Source organism: Enterococcus sp. 4E1_DIV0656 (assembly GCF_002140695.1).
GTDB lineage: Bacteria > Bacillota > Bacilli > Lactobacillales > Enterococcaceae > Enterococcus_D > Enterococcus_D entomosocium.
Window position 1 is genome coordinate 156714 of sequence record NZ_NGLF01000001.1, and the last position, 13022, is coordinate 169735.

Genomic DNA, 13022 nt, shown 5'->3' on the forward strand with positions numbered 1-13022 from the left:
ATCGTTCTTTTTTCATCAATCCCTTTAACTATACTTGATTGCCAAAAAAATGGAAAGTAATTTCTAATTCCTCATACAAGGCGGCACTCAAAGCTCTTTCAGCATCAAGAAATCCGTCTGCTCATCATCCCCCATAAAAAAGGAATGACTGCCAACTCTTTCAAAGCCCATCGTATGATAAAAAGCCAACGCATTGTCGTTAAATTCCCAAACGCCTAACCAGATCGACTTTTTCTGCAGCTCTTTGGCGGTCTCTTGGGCAAACAGCAGCAGTGTTTTGCCATAGCCCATCCGCTTATGTTCTTTTTTGATATAGATCCGTTCAATTTCCAACCCCTCTGGGGCGATTGCTTCCGTCTGTGCCTCCCCCCAGTTAAGTTTGATATACCCTACGGTTTGATCATTTTCTTGCAAAAAATAAAACGCCGATTGCGGATTTTCTAACTCTCGGGTCAGTTTCGGCAGATTGTAGGCTTCTTCTAGATAGATACGAGTATTTTCCTCCGTATTGAAAGGAGCAAATGTATCGTAATAGGTGGATACGCTGATTTCTCCCAATTCTTCTAAATCTGCCAAAGTACATCGTTTGATAGCCATCAAAACGCCTCCTTTTTTATCAAGCTATTCTATCACATCTCCATTATCCCTTGCAAAAGCAAAAAGGGCGGACAGCTTTCCCCACTGTCCGTCCTTTCATAGACTTACTCTTTTATAACCAAGAGCCAGAAAACTGATGGATCACCATCGTACTCGGATCTTCCTCGACCTCACCCGTGATATAGCTTTTTGGTGAAAACGTCATTTGCGGGAAGATCTCTACGCCCTTAACGGTTTGTCGTTGATTATTCAATTCTAATCCGTGGTTTTGCAGCAGTTCCGTCACTCGGATCACATTGGTGACGACATCTTCCGTTTTTTCTGCCCGGACAAATTTTCGGTCATCGTAATCGTGGTACCATTCTTCCATAAAGGGATGGTGCGGAACCGCTCCAATGATCCCAGTAGAAATCTTGGTTTCGATCTCAAAGCCCATAAATGCCTCCAGTGTCAAGAGCTCATCTAAAGGTTTGACCACCTCGATATCAGTATCCATATAAATACCGCCTTCTGTCACTAACGCATACAAACGAACCACATCTGACACAAATGCCCATTCTTCTTGGTCATAGGCCTCTTTTAGATAAGGACCGAATTTTGAAAGGTCGATCGTTGATTCATCCCAACGTTTGATCTCATAATCCGGACAATATTTTTTCCAGGTATCCATGTATTTCTTTTCTTGTTCACCTAATGGATTGCCGCCAAACCAGCAATAATGAATAATTTTTGGAATCATCAATCTCTCTCCTTTAGTTTATTGGTCTCTTTTAAGTGTAGCGGATTTTGCAATTGTTTCAAAATCATATACACTTTTTACGGCGAAAAGAACTGTTGGCTCTGCTCTTCAGGATCAGAAAGGATCATTGAAAAAAGCACCTGAGTCAACGACTCGAGTGCTTTTTGAGGGATTGCTTATAAATAATGATTGTCCCGTAAGACGGCTTTTTTGATATCTGCCACCGTTTGCGTCCCCGCAAGCTGCATGACCATCTCCAATTCTTTTTTGAAGAAATCAAAGACTTGTTGAACACCAGTGGCACCACCTAGAGCCAACCCATAGATCACTGGTCGACCGATCGCCACTAGATCTGCTCCGCAAGCAATCGCTTTAAAGACATGCTGTCCTCGCCGTACCCCGCTATCGAAGACGATCGGCGCCCGACCTGCCACTGCTTCAGCCACGATCTGCAAGGAATCAAAGGAAGCTGGACCACCATCCAATTGGCGTCCCCCGTGATTTGAGACCCAAATCCCTTGTGCACCTGCCCCTAAAGCTCGTTCCACATCTTCTTCTGATTGCACCCCTTTGACATAAACTGGCAAGTCAGATTCTTTGGCGATAAAAGCGACGTCCTGGGGACTTAATTTTTGTTTTGAGGAGGCGTAAACGGCATCCATCGTTTGTCCGATCCCTGATTGATAAGCCTGAACGATCGGCATTGCCAACGGAAAGGTGAAGCCATTGCGGCGATCCGTTTCTCGATTGCCCCCCACGGTTGCATCTGCGGTCAAAACGATCGCTTTGGCGCCATTGCGTTTTGCCATCGCCAAGATGTCTTTGTTAATACCATCGTCTTTACTCATATAAAACTGGAACCACTGCGGCGCTTCTTGACCTCCAGCCGCTCGGATTTCTTCCAACGTACAAGAGGCATACGAACTCGCCGTATAGATCGTGCCAAAACGTGACACACCTTTGGCTGACGCTTGTTCTGCCGCAACATTTGCTAAGCCGTGGGCAGCCACAGGTGCCATAATGATTGGCGCTGACAACGTGTCACCGCCAAAGGACAACGTTGTGTCCGGTAATTCAATGTCCTTTAAGACATGAGGAATGATCAATTTGTGATTGAAGGCGCGTTCATTTTCTTGATAGGTAAAAATATCCCCCGCACCACTGCTGATATAGCCATACCCACCTTTAGGAATCACTTCCTCTGCCGCGATCTCCAAATCGCGCATATTGATAAAATCGATTGCTCCTTCTGCGGTACTTGCTTGATAAATTTTTTCCATGCCTTTCCCTACTCTCCAATAAGATAACGTTTACATTTTCATCCTACCCCTGATTGCAGGATCACGCAACTCATTCGCTCACTCCTGTCAAATAGGCTTACTTTACTTTTCCACTCAAGACAGCCCTCCATTTGAACTAGCTGAATTATTGTTTTGTTCGTTTAACATATTCTGCCAATAACAACGGCTGAATCGTTGGATATGTCCAACTGACAGGCGGCTTTACCCTTACATAGATTGCTTCGATCTCTGAGGTCAACTCATCCTCCAACTCCGTGATCTGGGCTTCGAACACCAAGCCGTAATCGGTCTCCCCGTCTTTTTCTACCCCATAGATAAATAACGGCTCTAGAGTAAAGTGCTTGGCGCCTGTTTCTTCTTTTCATTCACGGGCGGCACACGCTGTGATGCTTTCTCCTGATTCTCGCTTACCTCCGGGTATTTCTAATGCGTCTCGTTCTTTGTGTTTGACATAGACGAGCTTTTCTTGATACTTGCTGATGATCACCGCAAAAACTAGCTGCTCTTCTGCGATCTTTTCAAGATCGAATATCGTTACGTTACTCATTTTTCTCATTCCTTTCAAAAAAGCAGACATGTTTCTAAAATAAACAGTCGTTAAATCAAAAAAAGTGCTGATCCCTTATGGAAAGGGTCAGCACTTGCAACTTATTACTCTTCTTCTTCCGCCATGAATGTGTTGAAGACTTCTTCAATCATATCCCATTCTGCTTCTGTTTCGATCTGTTCTAATTCACCTTCAGAACCGTCTTCGTTTTCAATATAAGCGTATGCTTGTAATTCAACGTCTTCTTCTTCTGGTACGCCTGCTGGATAAAGCAAGACGTAGTTGCGGCCGAATTCTTCCGTACCGTCAACCGTTAATAGAATTTCGTATAATGTTTCATTTCCTTGATCATCGATTAAAGTAATGTGTTCATGTCCTTCATGATCGTGATCGTGGTTATGATCGTGTGTATGTTCTGACATTTATTTTCCTCTTTTCTGTAAATTAAAACAGCTGTTTCCCAGCACCATCTAAATAATTCTGCAAAATCATGACTGCTGCTAATTTATCAATCACTTTTTTTCGTTTGGCACGCGATGTATTCGCCTGTTCTACCAGCATTCGTTCTGCTTGAACGGTCGTCAGACGTTCGTCTTGGTAAACGACCGGCAAACCGAATTGCTGTTCGATCGCTGCGCCGTAAGCCATAGAAGCTTCCGCTCTAGGTCCGATCGTATTATTCATATTTTTAGGTAGTCCTACCACAAAACGTGAGACTTCATATTCTTTCAACAATTCAGCAAGTCGATCATAACCGAAATTGCCTTCATCTTCATTGATGCGAATGATCTCGATCCCTTGTGCTGTCCAGCCCATTGGGTCACTGACCGCCACGCCGACTGTCCGCGAACCAACATCCAATCCCATGATTCTCATTATAGGTTGATCCCGTGATTGCCTAAATAATAACGGATCAGAACTTCCATGATCTCATCCCGTTCGTGACGACGAATCAAATTCCGGGCATCCCGATAACGAGGAATGTAAGCCGGGTCGCCAGAAAGGAGATAACCGACGATTTGATTGATCGGATTGTATCCTTTTTCCTCTAATGCTCGGTAGACGATAGCTAATGTTTCGCTGACTTCTTTTTTACGGCTATCATCAAAATCAAAGCGAACTGTTTCATCTGTAAAACCCATTTCACGACACCTCTCTTTTGTATAGATTTTAGCATATGTTCCTACTATATTGTACTAAACGTTTGATAAAACTACAAACATATGCTTAGATTTTCTCCATTATAACAAAGGTTTATGATGTTTTTATGAACTTTCTTAAAAAAAGCTAGAAAGCGCGATAGACATACTGGTTTTCTGGTGCTTCAATCGTCTTCTCTTGGTCTGCTACCACCATCGGCAAGTCCCGTTTGAAGGGTTGATAGTACTTCGATTGGATCGTCCCTTCCACGTGGAGCCACTGGTTATTTTCTGCCGTTGTTTGTTGTGGTAATTCCACTCGCAAGCCAAAAACGCCTGAATCAGCCACACAATGGATAATGCCAAAACGAAACAAAAAGATTTCATTGGCATCATCTTGATCTGCATGGTACACAAATCCATCATAGGTGATTTTCTTGCCAATAAATTCGCTCGGGTACGTATAGATCAACTCCATGACTTCCAAGTAATTTTCTTCCGTTATCGCAATCGTCTCATCTTTGGCGTAACGTGCCAATGCTGCATCCATCTGAGTGTCATAATCTTCTTTGTTAAAATAAAGACTTGTATCGGGTTTCAGATATTGGGTCGTCATTTCTGGATCCCCCACAGATTCTTCACTTAGGGGGAAATTAAACCCTTTTGCTTCAACGATCGTCGTATCCAAGCTAACGGTGGGGAAAAAGAGACCCACGATGATCGGTAAGGCTAATAGAAAATACGCAATCACTCGTTGGTGTTTTTTCTCTAATCCATGCTGGTGCTCATCGTCATGATGATGCTCGGGCTCTTGTTTGACCCAAAAATACAGCTGGACCAAAGCCAATAATAAAGAAATGATCATGGATAAAATAGCGAGATAGCGATAATGAATGTTGATAAACTGATTGAGTTTACCCGTCACTTGCAAATACATCATCAATTCAAAATAGCCTGATAAGATCAAAAAACGAACCATTCTTTACACCACCCATGCATAAATTGAAACGACGATTGCGACTAAACCAACTAAAGAAGCGATAAAACGCCCCGAAAAGTACCGCTTCATCATCAACAGGTTTTTAATATCTACCATTGGACCAAAAACCAGGAAACCGACGACTGGTCCAGTGCCGAATAAACTCAACAACGAAGAGCCGATAAAGGCATCTGCTTCGGAACATAGGGATAACGTTAATGCTAACAGCAGCATGACGAAGACCGCTAACAGCTTCGTGGAGCCTAATGTCAGCATCAAACCAGTTGGCAGATAGGTCTGCATCGCTGAGGCGATCAACGCACCAATGATCAAATAACGCCCAGTATCGAAAAACTCATCCAAACTATGCTGCAGTAAATGACGAATCTGCCGAAGGAACGGATGACTGGTCTTTTCTGTTTGATGGTGGGCGTGATCATGCCCATGATGGTGTGGGTGGGCTGCCTGCTCATTCCCGCCACTTAATTGATTGGCAAGCCGTGTTTTTAAGACCTCTTGTTTGTTAAAATACGCCAGCCAGATCCCCACGACCATTGCGACCAATAAGCTGCCCAGTACACGCAAAAAGGCGAACTTCGCGGAATTTCCAAAGGCAATGAATGTCGAAAAAATCACGATAGGATTGATGATCGGTGCAGTCAGCATAAAGGCAAACGCCGTATACACTGGCACCTCTTTTTTTACGAACTGATTAACGATCGGTACGATCCCACATTCGCAGGAAGGAAAAAAGACCCCCAGACCACAACCAACTGTGATCGATGCCAATTTGTTTTTTGGTAAGAGTCTCGTGACTCTTTCTGGCGTCAAGAAGACTTGTAAGGCACCTGAGATCAAGCAGCCCAATAGGACAAACGGCAAGGCTTCAATGACGATAGATAAAAAAATAACACTCATTTGCAGGACAGAATTCGGTAATGCCTGAAACATAACTTTAACCTTCTTTATCAATAAATTCGAAACGCTGGAATTACTATACGTTTTTTCCTTTTTTTATACAACGTTTTTTTTAAAGCAGCCTATTTTTTTAATCGTTGCTTTAGATTTCCCTTATCTTTGAATCCTTCTTACTCACCTAAGCGATCAGCTGCTAGCAGATATTTTGACTTTTCCTCAAGAACAGCGTACATTTTCCATGGAGGAATGACTTATGCAAAAAAATCAACCGATCCAAGAGCAGCTCGCCCAACAACCGTTGGCACTACTCTATCTCTCTCAACCGAATTGCAGTATTTGTGTTGCAGACAAACCACGCATCCAAAAACTGGCACAAACCCAGCAACTCCCCCTAATTACCATCAACACGCTGGCAGAGCCAGAAGCAGCCAGTTTATTTTCGGTCTTGACGGTTCCCGTCGTCCTCTTGTTCGCGAATGGGAAAGAAGTGCATCGTGAAGCCCGCATCATCGATTTCACACGTTTGACTCAACAAATCTTGCGGTATCAAGAAGCGCTCACAAGCGTTGAAGAGCAAGATTCCTACGAATCACTTTTTGACCAGTTAGACGAGTAAGATCAATGGCGAAAAGCAAAAAACAGCTGTCAGATCGTTGTATATACTACGATCTGGCAGCTGTTTTGTTGGTTCCTATTTATGTGATGCGATTATTCGCTTAGTGATGGTTCTTCTACTGGTTCTTCATGTGACAAGACGTTGCCTGAATGCAAGAAATAAATCAATGTTTGCAATTCATTGGTTAAGTCAACGTTTTGAATCAGCACGCCTTTTGGTGCAGTGATCCGTGCAGGTGTAAAGTTCAAGATTCCTTTAATGCCAGCTTTCACAAGCTCATTCACTAAATCTTGTGAATGTTGTGCGGGAACCGTCAAAATAGCCACATCGATCTGCTGGATCTTCACTTGTTCCTTCATGTCATCCATTGGATAGACCGGCACACCATCTACGATTCGACCAACTAGATCTTCGTTGACATCAAATGCAGCACTGATCCGAATGCTGTTGCTTTGGTGAAATTTGTATTTCAACAAGGCGCTCCCCAAGTTTCCGACACCGACTAAAGCTACATTCGTCATGTGGTCTTCGTTCAATGTCTTCGCAAAGAACTGCATCAAGCTTTCAACGTCATAGCCATAGCCGCGTTTTCCTAATTCACCAAAGTAGGAAAAGTCGCGGCGGATCGTCGCACTATCAACTTGAACAGCTTCACTTAGTTCGGTCGAAGAAACTTTTAATTTGCCAGCTTGGTGCAAAATACGCAAGTAACGATAATATAAAGGCAATCGCTTCGCTGTTGCCTTTGGAATTTGATGATCTTTCAAAGAATACTCCCCCATTGTGAAAAATTCACTTGTGATGAAGCTATCATAACAAATACATTGTTCAAAAATCAATTTGAATGCTCATAATTTGAAATATAAATTTTATAATGGTAAAATCAAACTTTTTCCCAATCGCCGTTTCCCCTAAAATATGATAGACTTGTAGTATTGTAACCTTGATACAGACAAGTTTCTTAACGATAGGAATGACATACACATGATTTTATTACAAGCCAACCAAATCGCCCGTCTTTTCGGAGCCGAGGTTTTATTTGAAAATATCCAATTAGAGATTGCCAGCAATTCCCGAATCGCGCTTGTTGGGCGCAACGGTGCTGGTAAATCAACGCTGCTGAAAATTATTGCTGGACTCGAAAGTCCTGATAAAGGAACGATCGCTAAAAACAAGACCGCTACGATGGGCTACTTAGCTCAAGATACCGGACTTGCTAGTCAGGCCACCGTTTGGGAAGAAATGCTAGGAGCTTTTGCAACGGTTCGACAGATGGAGCAGCGCATGCGTACCTTAGAGATCGCCATCTCCGAAGCAGATCCTGCTGCTGACTCTGGCAATCTTCTGAAAGAATACGATCAATTGCAACATGAATTTGCAGAAAAAAACGGCTATGGCTATGAAAATGAAATTCGCTCCGTCTTGCACGGTTTTCAGTTTGATCCTTCTTTTTACACACAGCCGATCGATACCCTTTCCGGTGGTCAAAAAACCCGCTTGGCATTAGCAAAAATGCTGCTGCAAAAACCTGATATCTTGATCCTCGATGAGCCGACCAACCATTTAGACATCGAAACGTTATCTTGGTTGGAAAACTATCTACAAGGATATGCCGGTGCGTTGCTGATCGTTTCCCATGACCGTTACTTCTTAGACAAAGTTGTCAACGAAGTCTACGAACTGAGTCGGCAAAAAATGCGCCACTACAAAGGCAATTACAGCCGCTATTTGACCTTGAAAGCTGAACAGCTGCAAAGCGAATGGAAAGCCTTTGAAAAGCAGCAAGAAGAAATCAATAAACTGGAAGACTTTGTTGCCCGCAACCTTGTCCGTGCCTCTACCACCAAACGCGCGCAAAGTCGCCGTAAGCAATTAGAGAAAATGGACCGGTTGGATCGCCCGCAAGGAGATGAAAAATCCGCCCACTTCCTTTTTTCCATTGAAAAACCTTCAGGAAATGTTGTGATGCAAGTAGAAAATGCCGCTATCGGTTATTCTGAAGAAGAAGTTTTATCGGCGCCCATCGACTTAGATGTTCGTCGCAAAGATGCGATCGCTTTAGTGGGGCCGAATGGGATCGGCAAGTCAACCTTACTGAAATCGCTGATTCATAAAATCCCCTTTATTCAAGGAAAGGTGCATTTTGGCGCCAATGTTTCAATCGGGTACTATGACCAAACTCAATCCGATCTGCACTCAACAAAAACGATCCTCCATGAGCTTTGGGATGACCACAGTACCACACCTGAAGTCGAGATTCGCAATATATTAGGCAGCTTCTTATTTTCGGGAGAAGATGTTGAAAAGCCGATCACGCTGTTAAGCGGTGGCGAAAAAGCCCGTGTCGCTTTGGCAAAATTAGCCATGGACCATGACAATTTCTTGATTTTGGATGAGCCAACCAACCATTTAGACATCGACAGCAAAGAAGTCTTAGAAAATGCCCTGATCGATTATGAAGGCACGTTGTTCTTCGTATCTCATGACCGCTACTTTATCAATCGAATCGCCACCAAGGTCGTGGAACTGTCTGAAAACGGCAGCAAGCTCTATCTAGGCGATTACGATTATTATTTAGAAAAGAAACAAGAAGAAGCTGAGATCGCAGCAATGTTGGAAGCAAAAACAACCGAAACCACCATCTCAGCGGGCAAGCAAAACTTTGTCCAAAGCAAAGAACAGCAAAAAGCCGTTAGAACCTTACAGCGAAAAGTCGCCCAAATCGAAGAAGAGCTTGCCACGATAGAAGAAACGATCCAGCAACTGGAACAAGACATGACCGCACCAGAAGCGTTGAATGATCATGTAAAATTGACCGCGTTGAATCAAGCGTTAGAACAAGCCCGCACTGAACAAGAAGCCCTATTAGAAGCATGGGAAAATACTAGCTTAGAACTAGAGGCATTTGAAAGTTGATCGTGGAATCGGTCTGTAGGCCGATGACAAGCTCCCCCTCCTTTGTTTTACTTAAAAGAACAGGATGAATACGTACGATTCGTAAAACAAGGAGGGAAAAATGCAAAAACAGACAGATGTTTATCGAAAGCGTCGGCCAATGATTGTTTTAGCAGGATTGGTGTTGATTTGGATAGGGTTCAATCGAATCTCTCATCACGTGTTGTACGGAGAGTTGTCCGAACACGTGCACACCGTCGTTGCCTATGATGAGAGTTATGACGACGAATATATTTACTCTCAAGCTATTTTTAGTGAAGATATCAATGCTTACTTAGGGGAAATGGACATCACAACACCGATTTTCCTGCAGACGAACGAAGAATGGGCCGATAGATCCTATGGCAATGACGGCAGCCAAACCTTAGCAGAAAACGGCTGTGCGATCGCTTCTCTTGCGATGGTTCAATCCTATCTTGAAGGCTATTACATTACGCCACCGGAAGTCCTTGATTGGGCAGGAGATCATTATTACGTTGACGGCCAAGGAACGGACTGGCGGATTTTTTCTGACTTTGCCGATGCAAACGGCTACAACTATTATGATCTTAGTACTGACCTAGCTAGCGTTGAAGCCTACTTGCAACAAAATCATCCCGTCATCGTTTCTATGACCCCAGGGGAATTTACAGATGGCGGCCATATCATGGTCTTAGGTGGAATGATGGGCGATCAAGTGTTTGTCTTAGATCCCAATGATGATCCGGAAAAATCCCACTACGCTACTTACTACACACTAGATGAAATCGCTGATCAAAGCTTACGCTTTTGGACCTTCAGCTGATTGTTCGAAAAAAGTCCCATTGTGGGGCTTTTTTCTTTGTCGTCCCGAAAGCAGCAACTGGATCTTATTTTTTAATAAAAAAACCCTTTTTTCTCCCTTTGGGAATCCGCTTTCTATTATAATGGAAGAAAGAAAGGTGTGAAATCTATGAAAATCGGTATCCCCAAAGAAATTAAGAACAATGAAAATCGTGTGGCATTGCCGCCCTCCGGAGTCTATGAGTTAGTCCAAGACGGACACGAAGTCTTCGTTGAACAAGGCGCTGGTGCAGGATCAACCTTTTCTGATCAAGCGTATCAGGAAGTCGGCGCTACGATTGCTACCGTTGAAGAGGTTTGGGCCTCTGAATTGGTTATGAAAGTCAAAGAACCTTTACCAGAAGAATACCCCTTTTTGCATGAGGGACTGGTTTTATTCACCTATTTCCACGTAGCCGCCAATCAACAGCTTGCTCAAGCGTTGATCGACAGCAAAGTGATCGCTGTTGCTTATGAGAACGTCCAGCTGGCGAACGGCACCCTGCCTTTACTGTCTCCCATGAGTGAGATCGCTGGAAGAATGTCTGTTCAAATTGGCGCGCAATTTCTCGAAAAAATTTATGGCGGAAAAGGGATCCTGCTCTCGGGTGTTCCCGGCGTCCGTCAAGGTCGGGTAACGATCATTGGTGGTGGCGTTGCCGGCGAGAATGCCGCGAGAGTCGCCGTAGGTCTAGGCGCACAAGTGACAATTTTAGACGTTTCAATCCCACGCTTACAAGAGCTGGATCGACAATTTTCTGGTCAAGTCCAAACTTTGTATTCCAATCGTTTGAATATCGAGCGAACGATCCAATCCGCAGACTTGGTGGTAGGAGCAGTTTTATTGCCAGGACAAAAAGCCCCGTGCTTAGTGACCCGCGACATGGTGAAACAGATGCCTGAAAAATCCGTGATCGTCGATATTGCCATTGACCAAGGCGGAATTTTCGAGACTGAAGACAAAGTCACCACCCACGACGAGCCAACCTATATCCGGGAAGAAGTTATTCACTATGCAGTGGCGAATATGCCGGGAGCTGTGCCGCAAACGGCAACCATCGCATTGAGCATTGCCACATTACCGTATGCCCAGCAGCTAGCGAAAAACCCTTTAGCAGCGTTGCGAGAAAACGAGGCCCTTGCCAAAGGGGTCATCGCCTATGAGGGCGCATTTACTTCAAAAGAAGCCGCGCACGATCTGTCATTGCCTTTTACCGATCTATCGGAATTGATTTGAGCCACTCTCCCACAATAAAACCAGCAGCCGCACAAGTAATTCGCGGTTGCTGTTTTGCTTTCTATGAGAATTTCCTTTTTTGGGTAGCATGGGCTTTGGAAGTATGCTATATTCATACTTAAAAAAATTCGACCTAGACAGGAGGAACACTGTGCTTACTCAACAACAAATCCAAGCATTTCCCAAAGTAGAACTTCACTGCCATCTCGACGGTTCCATTCGTCCAGAAACATTGATCGCCATCGCCAATCAGCAAGAACTACCGATCGAGCAAGACATCGAAGCTGTGAAAGCACAGATGCAAGCCCCCAAAGATTGTCATGACCTGAGGGATTATCTTAGCTGCTTTGATTTCGTTCGGCCGTATTTGCAAACACAAGAAGCGTTAGCAGCTGCTGCCTATGACGTGATGGAACAAGCCGCTCAAGATGGGGTCGCTTATATTGAGATCCGCTTTGCCCCCAGCTTATCGATGGACAAAGGACTCACTTGCAGCCAGACCATCCAAGCCGTGATCGAAGGCAGCGCACGAGCAGAAAAACGCTACCCAATAAAAGGCAATGTTTTGGTCATTGGGATGCGTCAAGAAGACCTACCAGCTATTACGGCGATTTTTGATGAAGCGATCGCTCTTACCGATGAAAAAGTAGTCGGTATTGATCTAGCAGGTCCAGAAGAAGACGGGTACGTCCCTGATTTAGCTGCTAGCTATCAAGTGTTCCTCAAGAACCAAAGTGTCCAGCTGACCTTACATGCAGGCGAATGCGGCTGTGTGCAAAACATTTATCAAGCTATCGAAAGCGGTGCTCAGCGGATTGGCCACGGCATCGCCTTAAAAGGAGATCACACTGCCCAAGCGTTTGTTCGAGAACAAAATCGCTGTATCGAAGGCTGTCCTACCAGCAATGTTCATACGCGTGCGATTCCCACATACTCGGCATACCCATTCAGAGAATGGCTGGAAGCCAAGGTCCCTTTTTGTTTGAACACCGATAACCGAACGGTCTCAAATACGACATTGACCAATGAATACCTGCAAATGGCTCATCATTGCGACATGACCGAATCAGAGATGCGCTTCTTAAACGTAACTGCCGCTCAGCATTCCTTTGCGAAAGCTTCCGACAAAGCGGTACTCTTGAAAAAAATTCAAGAATGGCAATTCTAATAAACATGGACGCTAGTGATCCCCA

The 13022-nt window shown here is 44.2% G+C and carries 14 protein-coding genes and 1 pseudogene; 5 read left to right on the plus strand and 10 right to left on the minus strand.

Annotation, left to right across the window (positions count from 1 at the left end; all coding sequences use genetic code 11):
* Nucleotides 1-87: 87 nt before the first annotated feature.
* The 9 genes and pseudogenes from A5882_RS00685 to A5882_RS00725 all read right to left on the minus strand — a co-directional run bounded on the left by A5882_RS00685 (nucleotide 88) and on the right by A5882_RS00725 (nucleotide 6253).
* Nucleotides 88-597, minus strand: coding sequence for a GNAT family N-acetyltransferase (locus tag A5882_RS00685; protein WP_086297857.1), 510 nt, complete (start codon nucleotides 595-597; stop codon nucleotides 88-90).
* 112 nt (nucleotides 598-709) lie between these two features.
* Nucleotides 710-1336: a glycosyltransferase family 32 protein gene (locus A5882_RS00690; RefSeq protein WP_010749841.1), complete on the minus strand. Its 627-nt coding sequence runs from the start codon at nucleotides 1334-1336 to the stop codon at nucleotides 710-712.
* 176 nt (nucleotides 1337-1512) lie between these two features.
* Nucleotides 1513-2616: an alpha-hydroxy-acid oxidizing protein gene (locus A5882_RS00695; RefSeq protein WP_086372315.1), complete on the minus strand. Its 1104-nt coding sequence runs from the start codon at nucleotides 2614-2616 to the stop codon at nucleotides 1513-1515.
* Between the two features lie 145 nt (nucleotides 2617-2761).
* Nucleotides 2762-3184: pseudogene (locus A5882_RS20245) on the minus strand (NUDIX domain-containing protein).
* A 104-nt stretch (nucleotides 3185-3288) separates the two neighbouring features.
* A complete protein-coding gene (locus A5882_RS00705) occupies nucleotides 3289-3606 on the minus strand; it encodes a DUF1292 domain-containing protein (protein WP_005228559.1) in 318 nt (105 codons plus the stop codon).
* A gap of 22 nt (nucleotides 3607-3628) precedes the next feature.
* Complete coding sequence (gene ruvX, locus A5882_RS00710; protein WP_086372316.1) at nucleotides 3629-4060, minus strand: Holliday junction resolvase RuvX; 432 nt, start codon at nucleotides 4058-4060, stop codon at nucleotides 3629-3631.
* A complete protein-coding gene (locus tag A5882_RS00715) occupies nucleotides 4060-4326 on the minus strand; it encodes an IreB family regulatory phosphoprotein (RefSeq protein WP_005228556.1) in 267 nt (88 codons plus the stop codon). The genes ruvX and A5882_RS00715 overlap by 1 nt, the downstream gene beginning before the upstream one ends.
* A 145-nt stretch (nucleotides 4327-4471) precedes the next feature.
* A complete protein-coding gene (locus tag A5882_RS00720; RefSeq protein ID WP_086297853.1) occupies nucleotides 4472-5302 on the minus strand; it encodes a TIGR03943 family protein in 831 nt (276 codons plus the stop codon).
* A 3-nt stretch (nucleotides 5303-5305) separates the two neighbouring features.
* Complete coding sequence (locus A5882_RS00725; RefSeq protein ID WP_086297855.1) at nucleotides 5306-6253, minus strand: permease; 948 nt, start codon at nucleotides 6251-6253, stop codon at nucleotides 5306-5308.
* A 220-nt stretch (nucleotides 6254-6473) separates the two neighbouring features.
* On the opposite strand from A5882_RS00725, the gene A5882_RS00735 reads away from it, so the two are divergent.
* Entirely contained in the window at nucleotides 6474-6836 is a 363-nt protein-coding gene (locus A5882_RS00735) for a thioredoxin family protein (protein ID WP_086372317.1), read from the plus strand.
* Between the two features lie 92 nt (nucleotides 6837-6928).
* Here A5882_RS00735 and A5882_RS00740 read toward each other — a convergent pair whose 3' ends face one another.
* Nucleotides 6929-7603, minus strand: coding sequence for a redox-sensing transcriptional repressor Rex (locus A5882_RS00740; protein WP_005228549.1), 675 nt, complete (start codon nucleotides 7601-7603; stop codon nucleotides 6929-6931).
* 217 nt (nucleotides 7604-7820) lie between these two features.
* Between A5882_RS00740 and A5882_RS00745 the strand changes: the two genes are divergently transcribed.
* The 4 genes from A5882_RS00745 to add all read left to right on the plus strand — a co-directional run bounded on the left by A5882_RS00745 (nucleotide 7821) and on the right by add (nucleotide 12997).
* Complete coding sequence (locus tag A5882_RS00745; protein WP_086372318.1) at nucleotides 7821-9752, plus strand: ABC-F family ATP-binding cassette domain-containing protein; 1932 nt, start codon at nucleotides 7821-7823, stop codon at nucleotides 9750-9752.
* 100 nt (nucleotides 9753-9852) lie between these two features.
* On the plus strand, nucleotides 9853-10575 hold the full coding sequence (locus A5882_RS00750) for a C39 family peptidase (protein WP_008380783.1): 723 nt from the start codon (nucleotides 9853-9855) through the stop codon (nucleotides 10573-10575).
* Between the two features lie 147 nt (nucleotides 10576-10722).
* Nucleotides 10723-11829: an alanine dehydrogenase gene (gene ald / locus A5882_RS00755; protein WP_008380781.1), complete on the plus strand. Its 1107-nt coding sequence runs from the start codon at nucleotides 10723-10725 to the stop codon at nucleotides 11827-11829.
* Between the two features lie 151 nt (nucleotides 11830-11980).
* Complete coding sequence (gene add / locus A5882_RS00760) at nucleotides 11981-12997, plus strand: adenosine deaminase (RefSeq protein WP_086372319.1); 1017 nt, start codon at nucleotides 11981-11983, stop codon at nucleotides 12995-12997.
* Nucleotides 12998-13022: the final 25 nt, after the last annotated feature.

Bases quoted from the DNA above. Each gene is read 5' to 3' on its own strand.
- A5882_RS00750 (WP_008380783.1), top strand. From the start codon at position 9,853: ATGCAAAAACAGACAGATGTTTATCGAAAGCGTCGGCCAATGATTGTT.
- A5882_RS00725 (WP_086297855.1), bottom strand. From the start codon at position 6,253: ATGTTTCAGGCATTACCGAATTCTGTCCTGCAAATGAGTGTTATTTTT.
- ruvX (WP_086372316.1), bottom strand. From the start codon at position 4,060: ATGAGAATCATGGGATTGGATGTTGGTTCGCGGACAGTCGGCGTGGCG.
- A5882_RS00705 (WP_005228559.1), bottom strand. From the start codon at position 3,606: ATGTCAGAACATACACACGATCATAACCACGATCACGATCATGAAGGA.
- ald (WP_008380781.1), top strand. From the start codon at position 10,723: ATGAAAATCGGTATCCCCAAAGAAATTAAGAACAATGAAAATCGTGTG.
- A5882_RS00695 (WP_086372315.1), bottom strand. From the start codon at position 2,616: ATGGAAAAAATTTATCAAGCAAGTACCGCAGAAGGAGCAATCGATTTT.
- A5882_RS00720 (WP_086297853.1), bottom strand. From the start codon at position 5,302: ATGGTTCGTTTTTTGATCTTATCAGGCTATTTTGAATTGATGATGTAT.
- A5882_RS00690 (WP_010749841.1), bottom strand. From the start codon at position 1,336: ATGATTCCAAAAATTATTCATTATTGCTGGTTTGGCGGCAATCCATTA.
- A5882_RS00735 (WP_086372317.1), top strand. From the start codon at position 6,474: ATGCAAAAAAATCAACCGATCCAAGAGCAGCTCGCCCAACAACCGTTG.
- A5882_RS00745 (WP_086372318.1), top strand. From the start codon at position 7,821: ATGATTTTATTACAAGCCAACCAAATCGCCCGTCTTTTCGGAGCCGAG.
- A5882_RS00715 (WP_005228556.1), bottom strand. From the start codon at position 4,326: ATGGGTTTTACAGATGAAACAGTTCGCTTTGATTTTGATGATAGCCGT.
- A5882_RS00685 (WP_086297857.1), bottom strand. From the start codon at position 597: ATGGCTATCAAACGATGTACTTTGGCAGATTTAGAAGAATTGGGAGAA.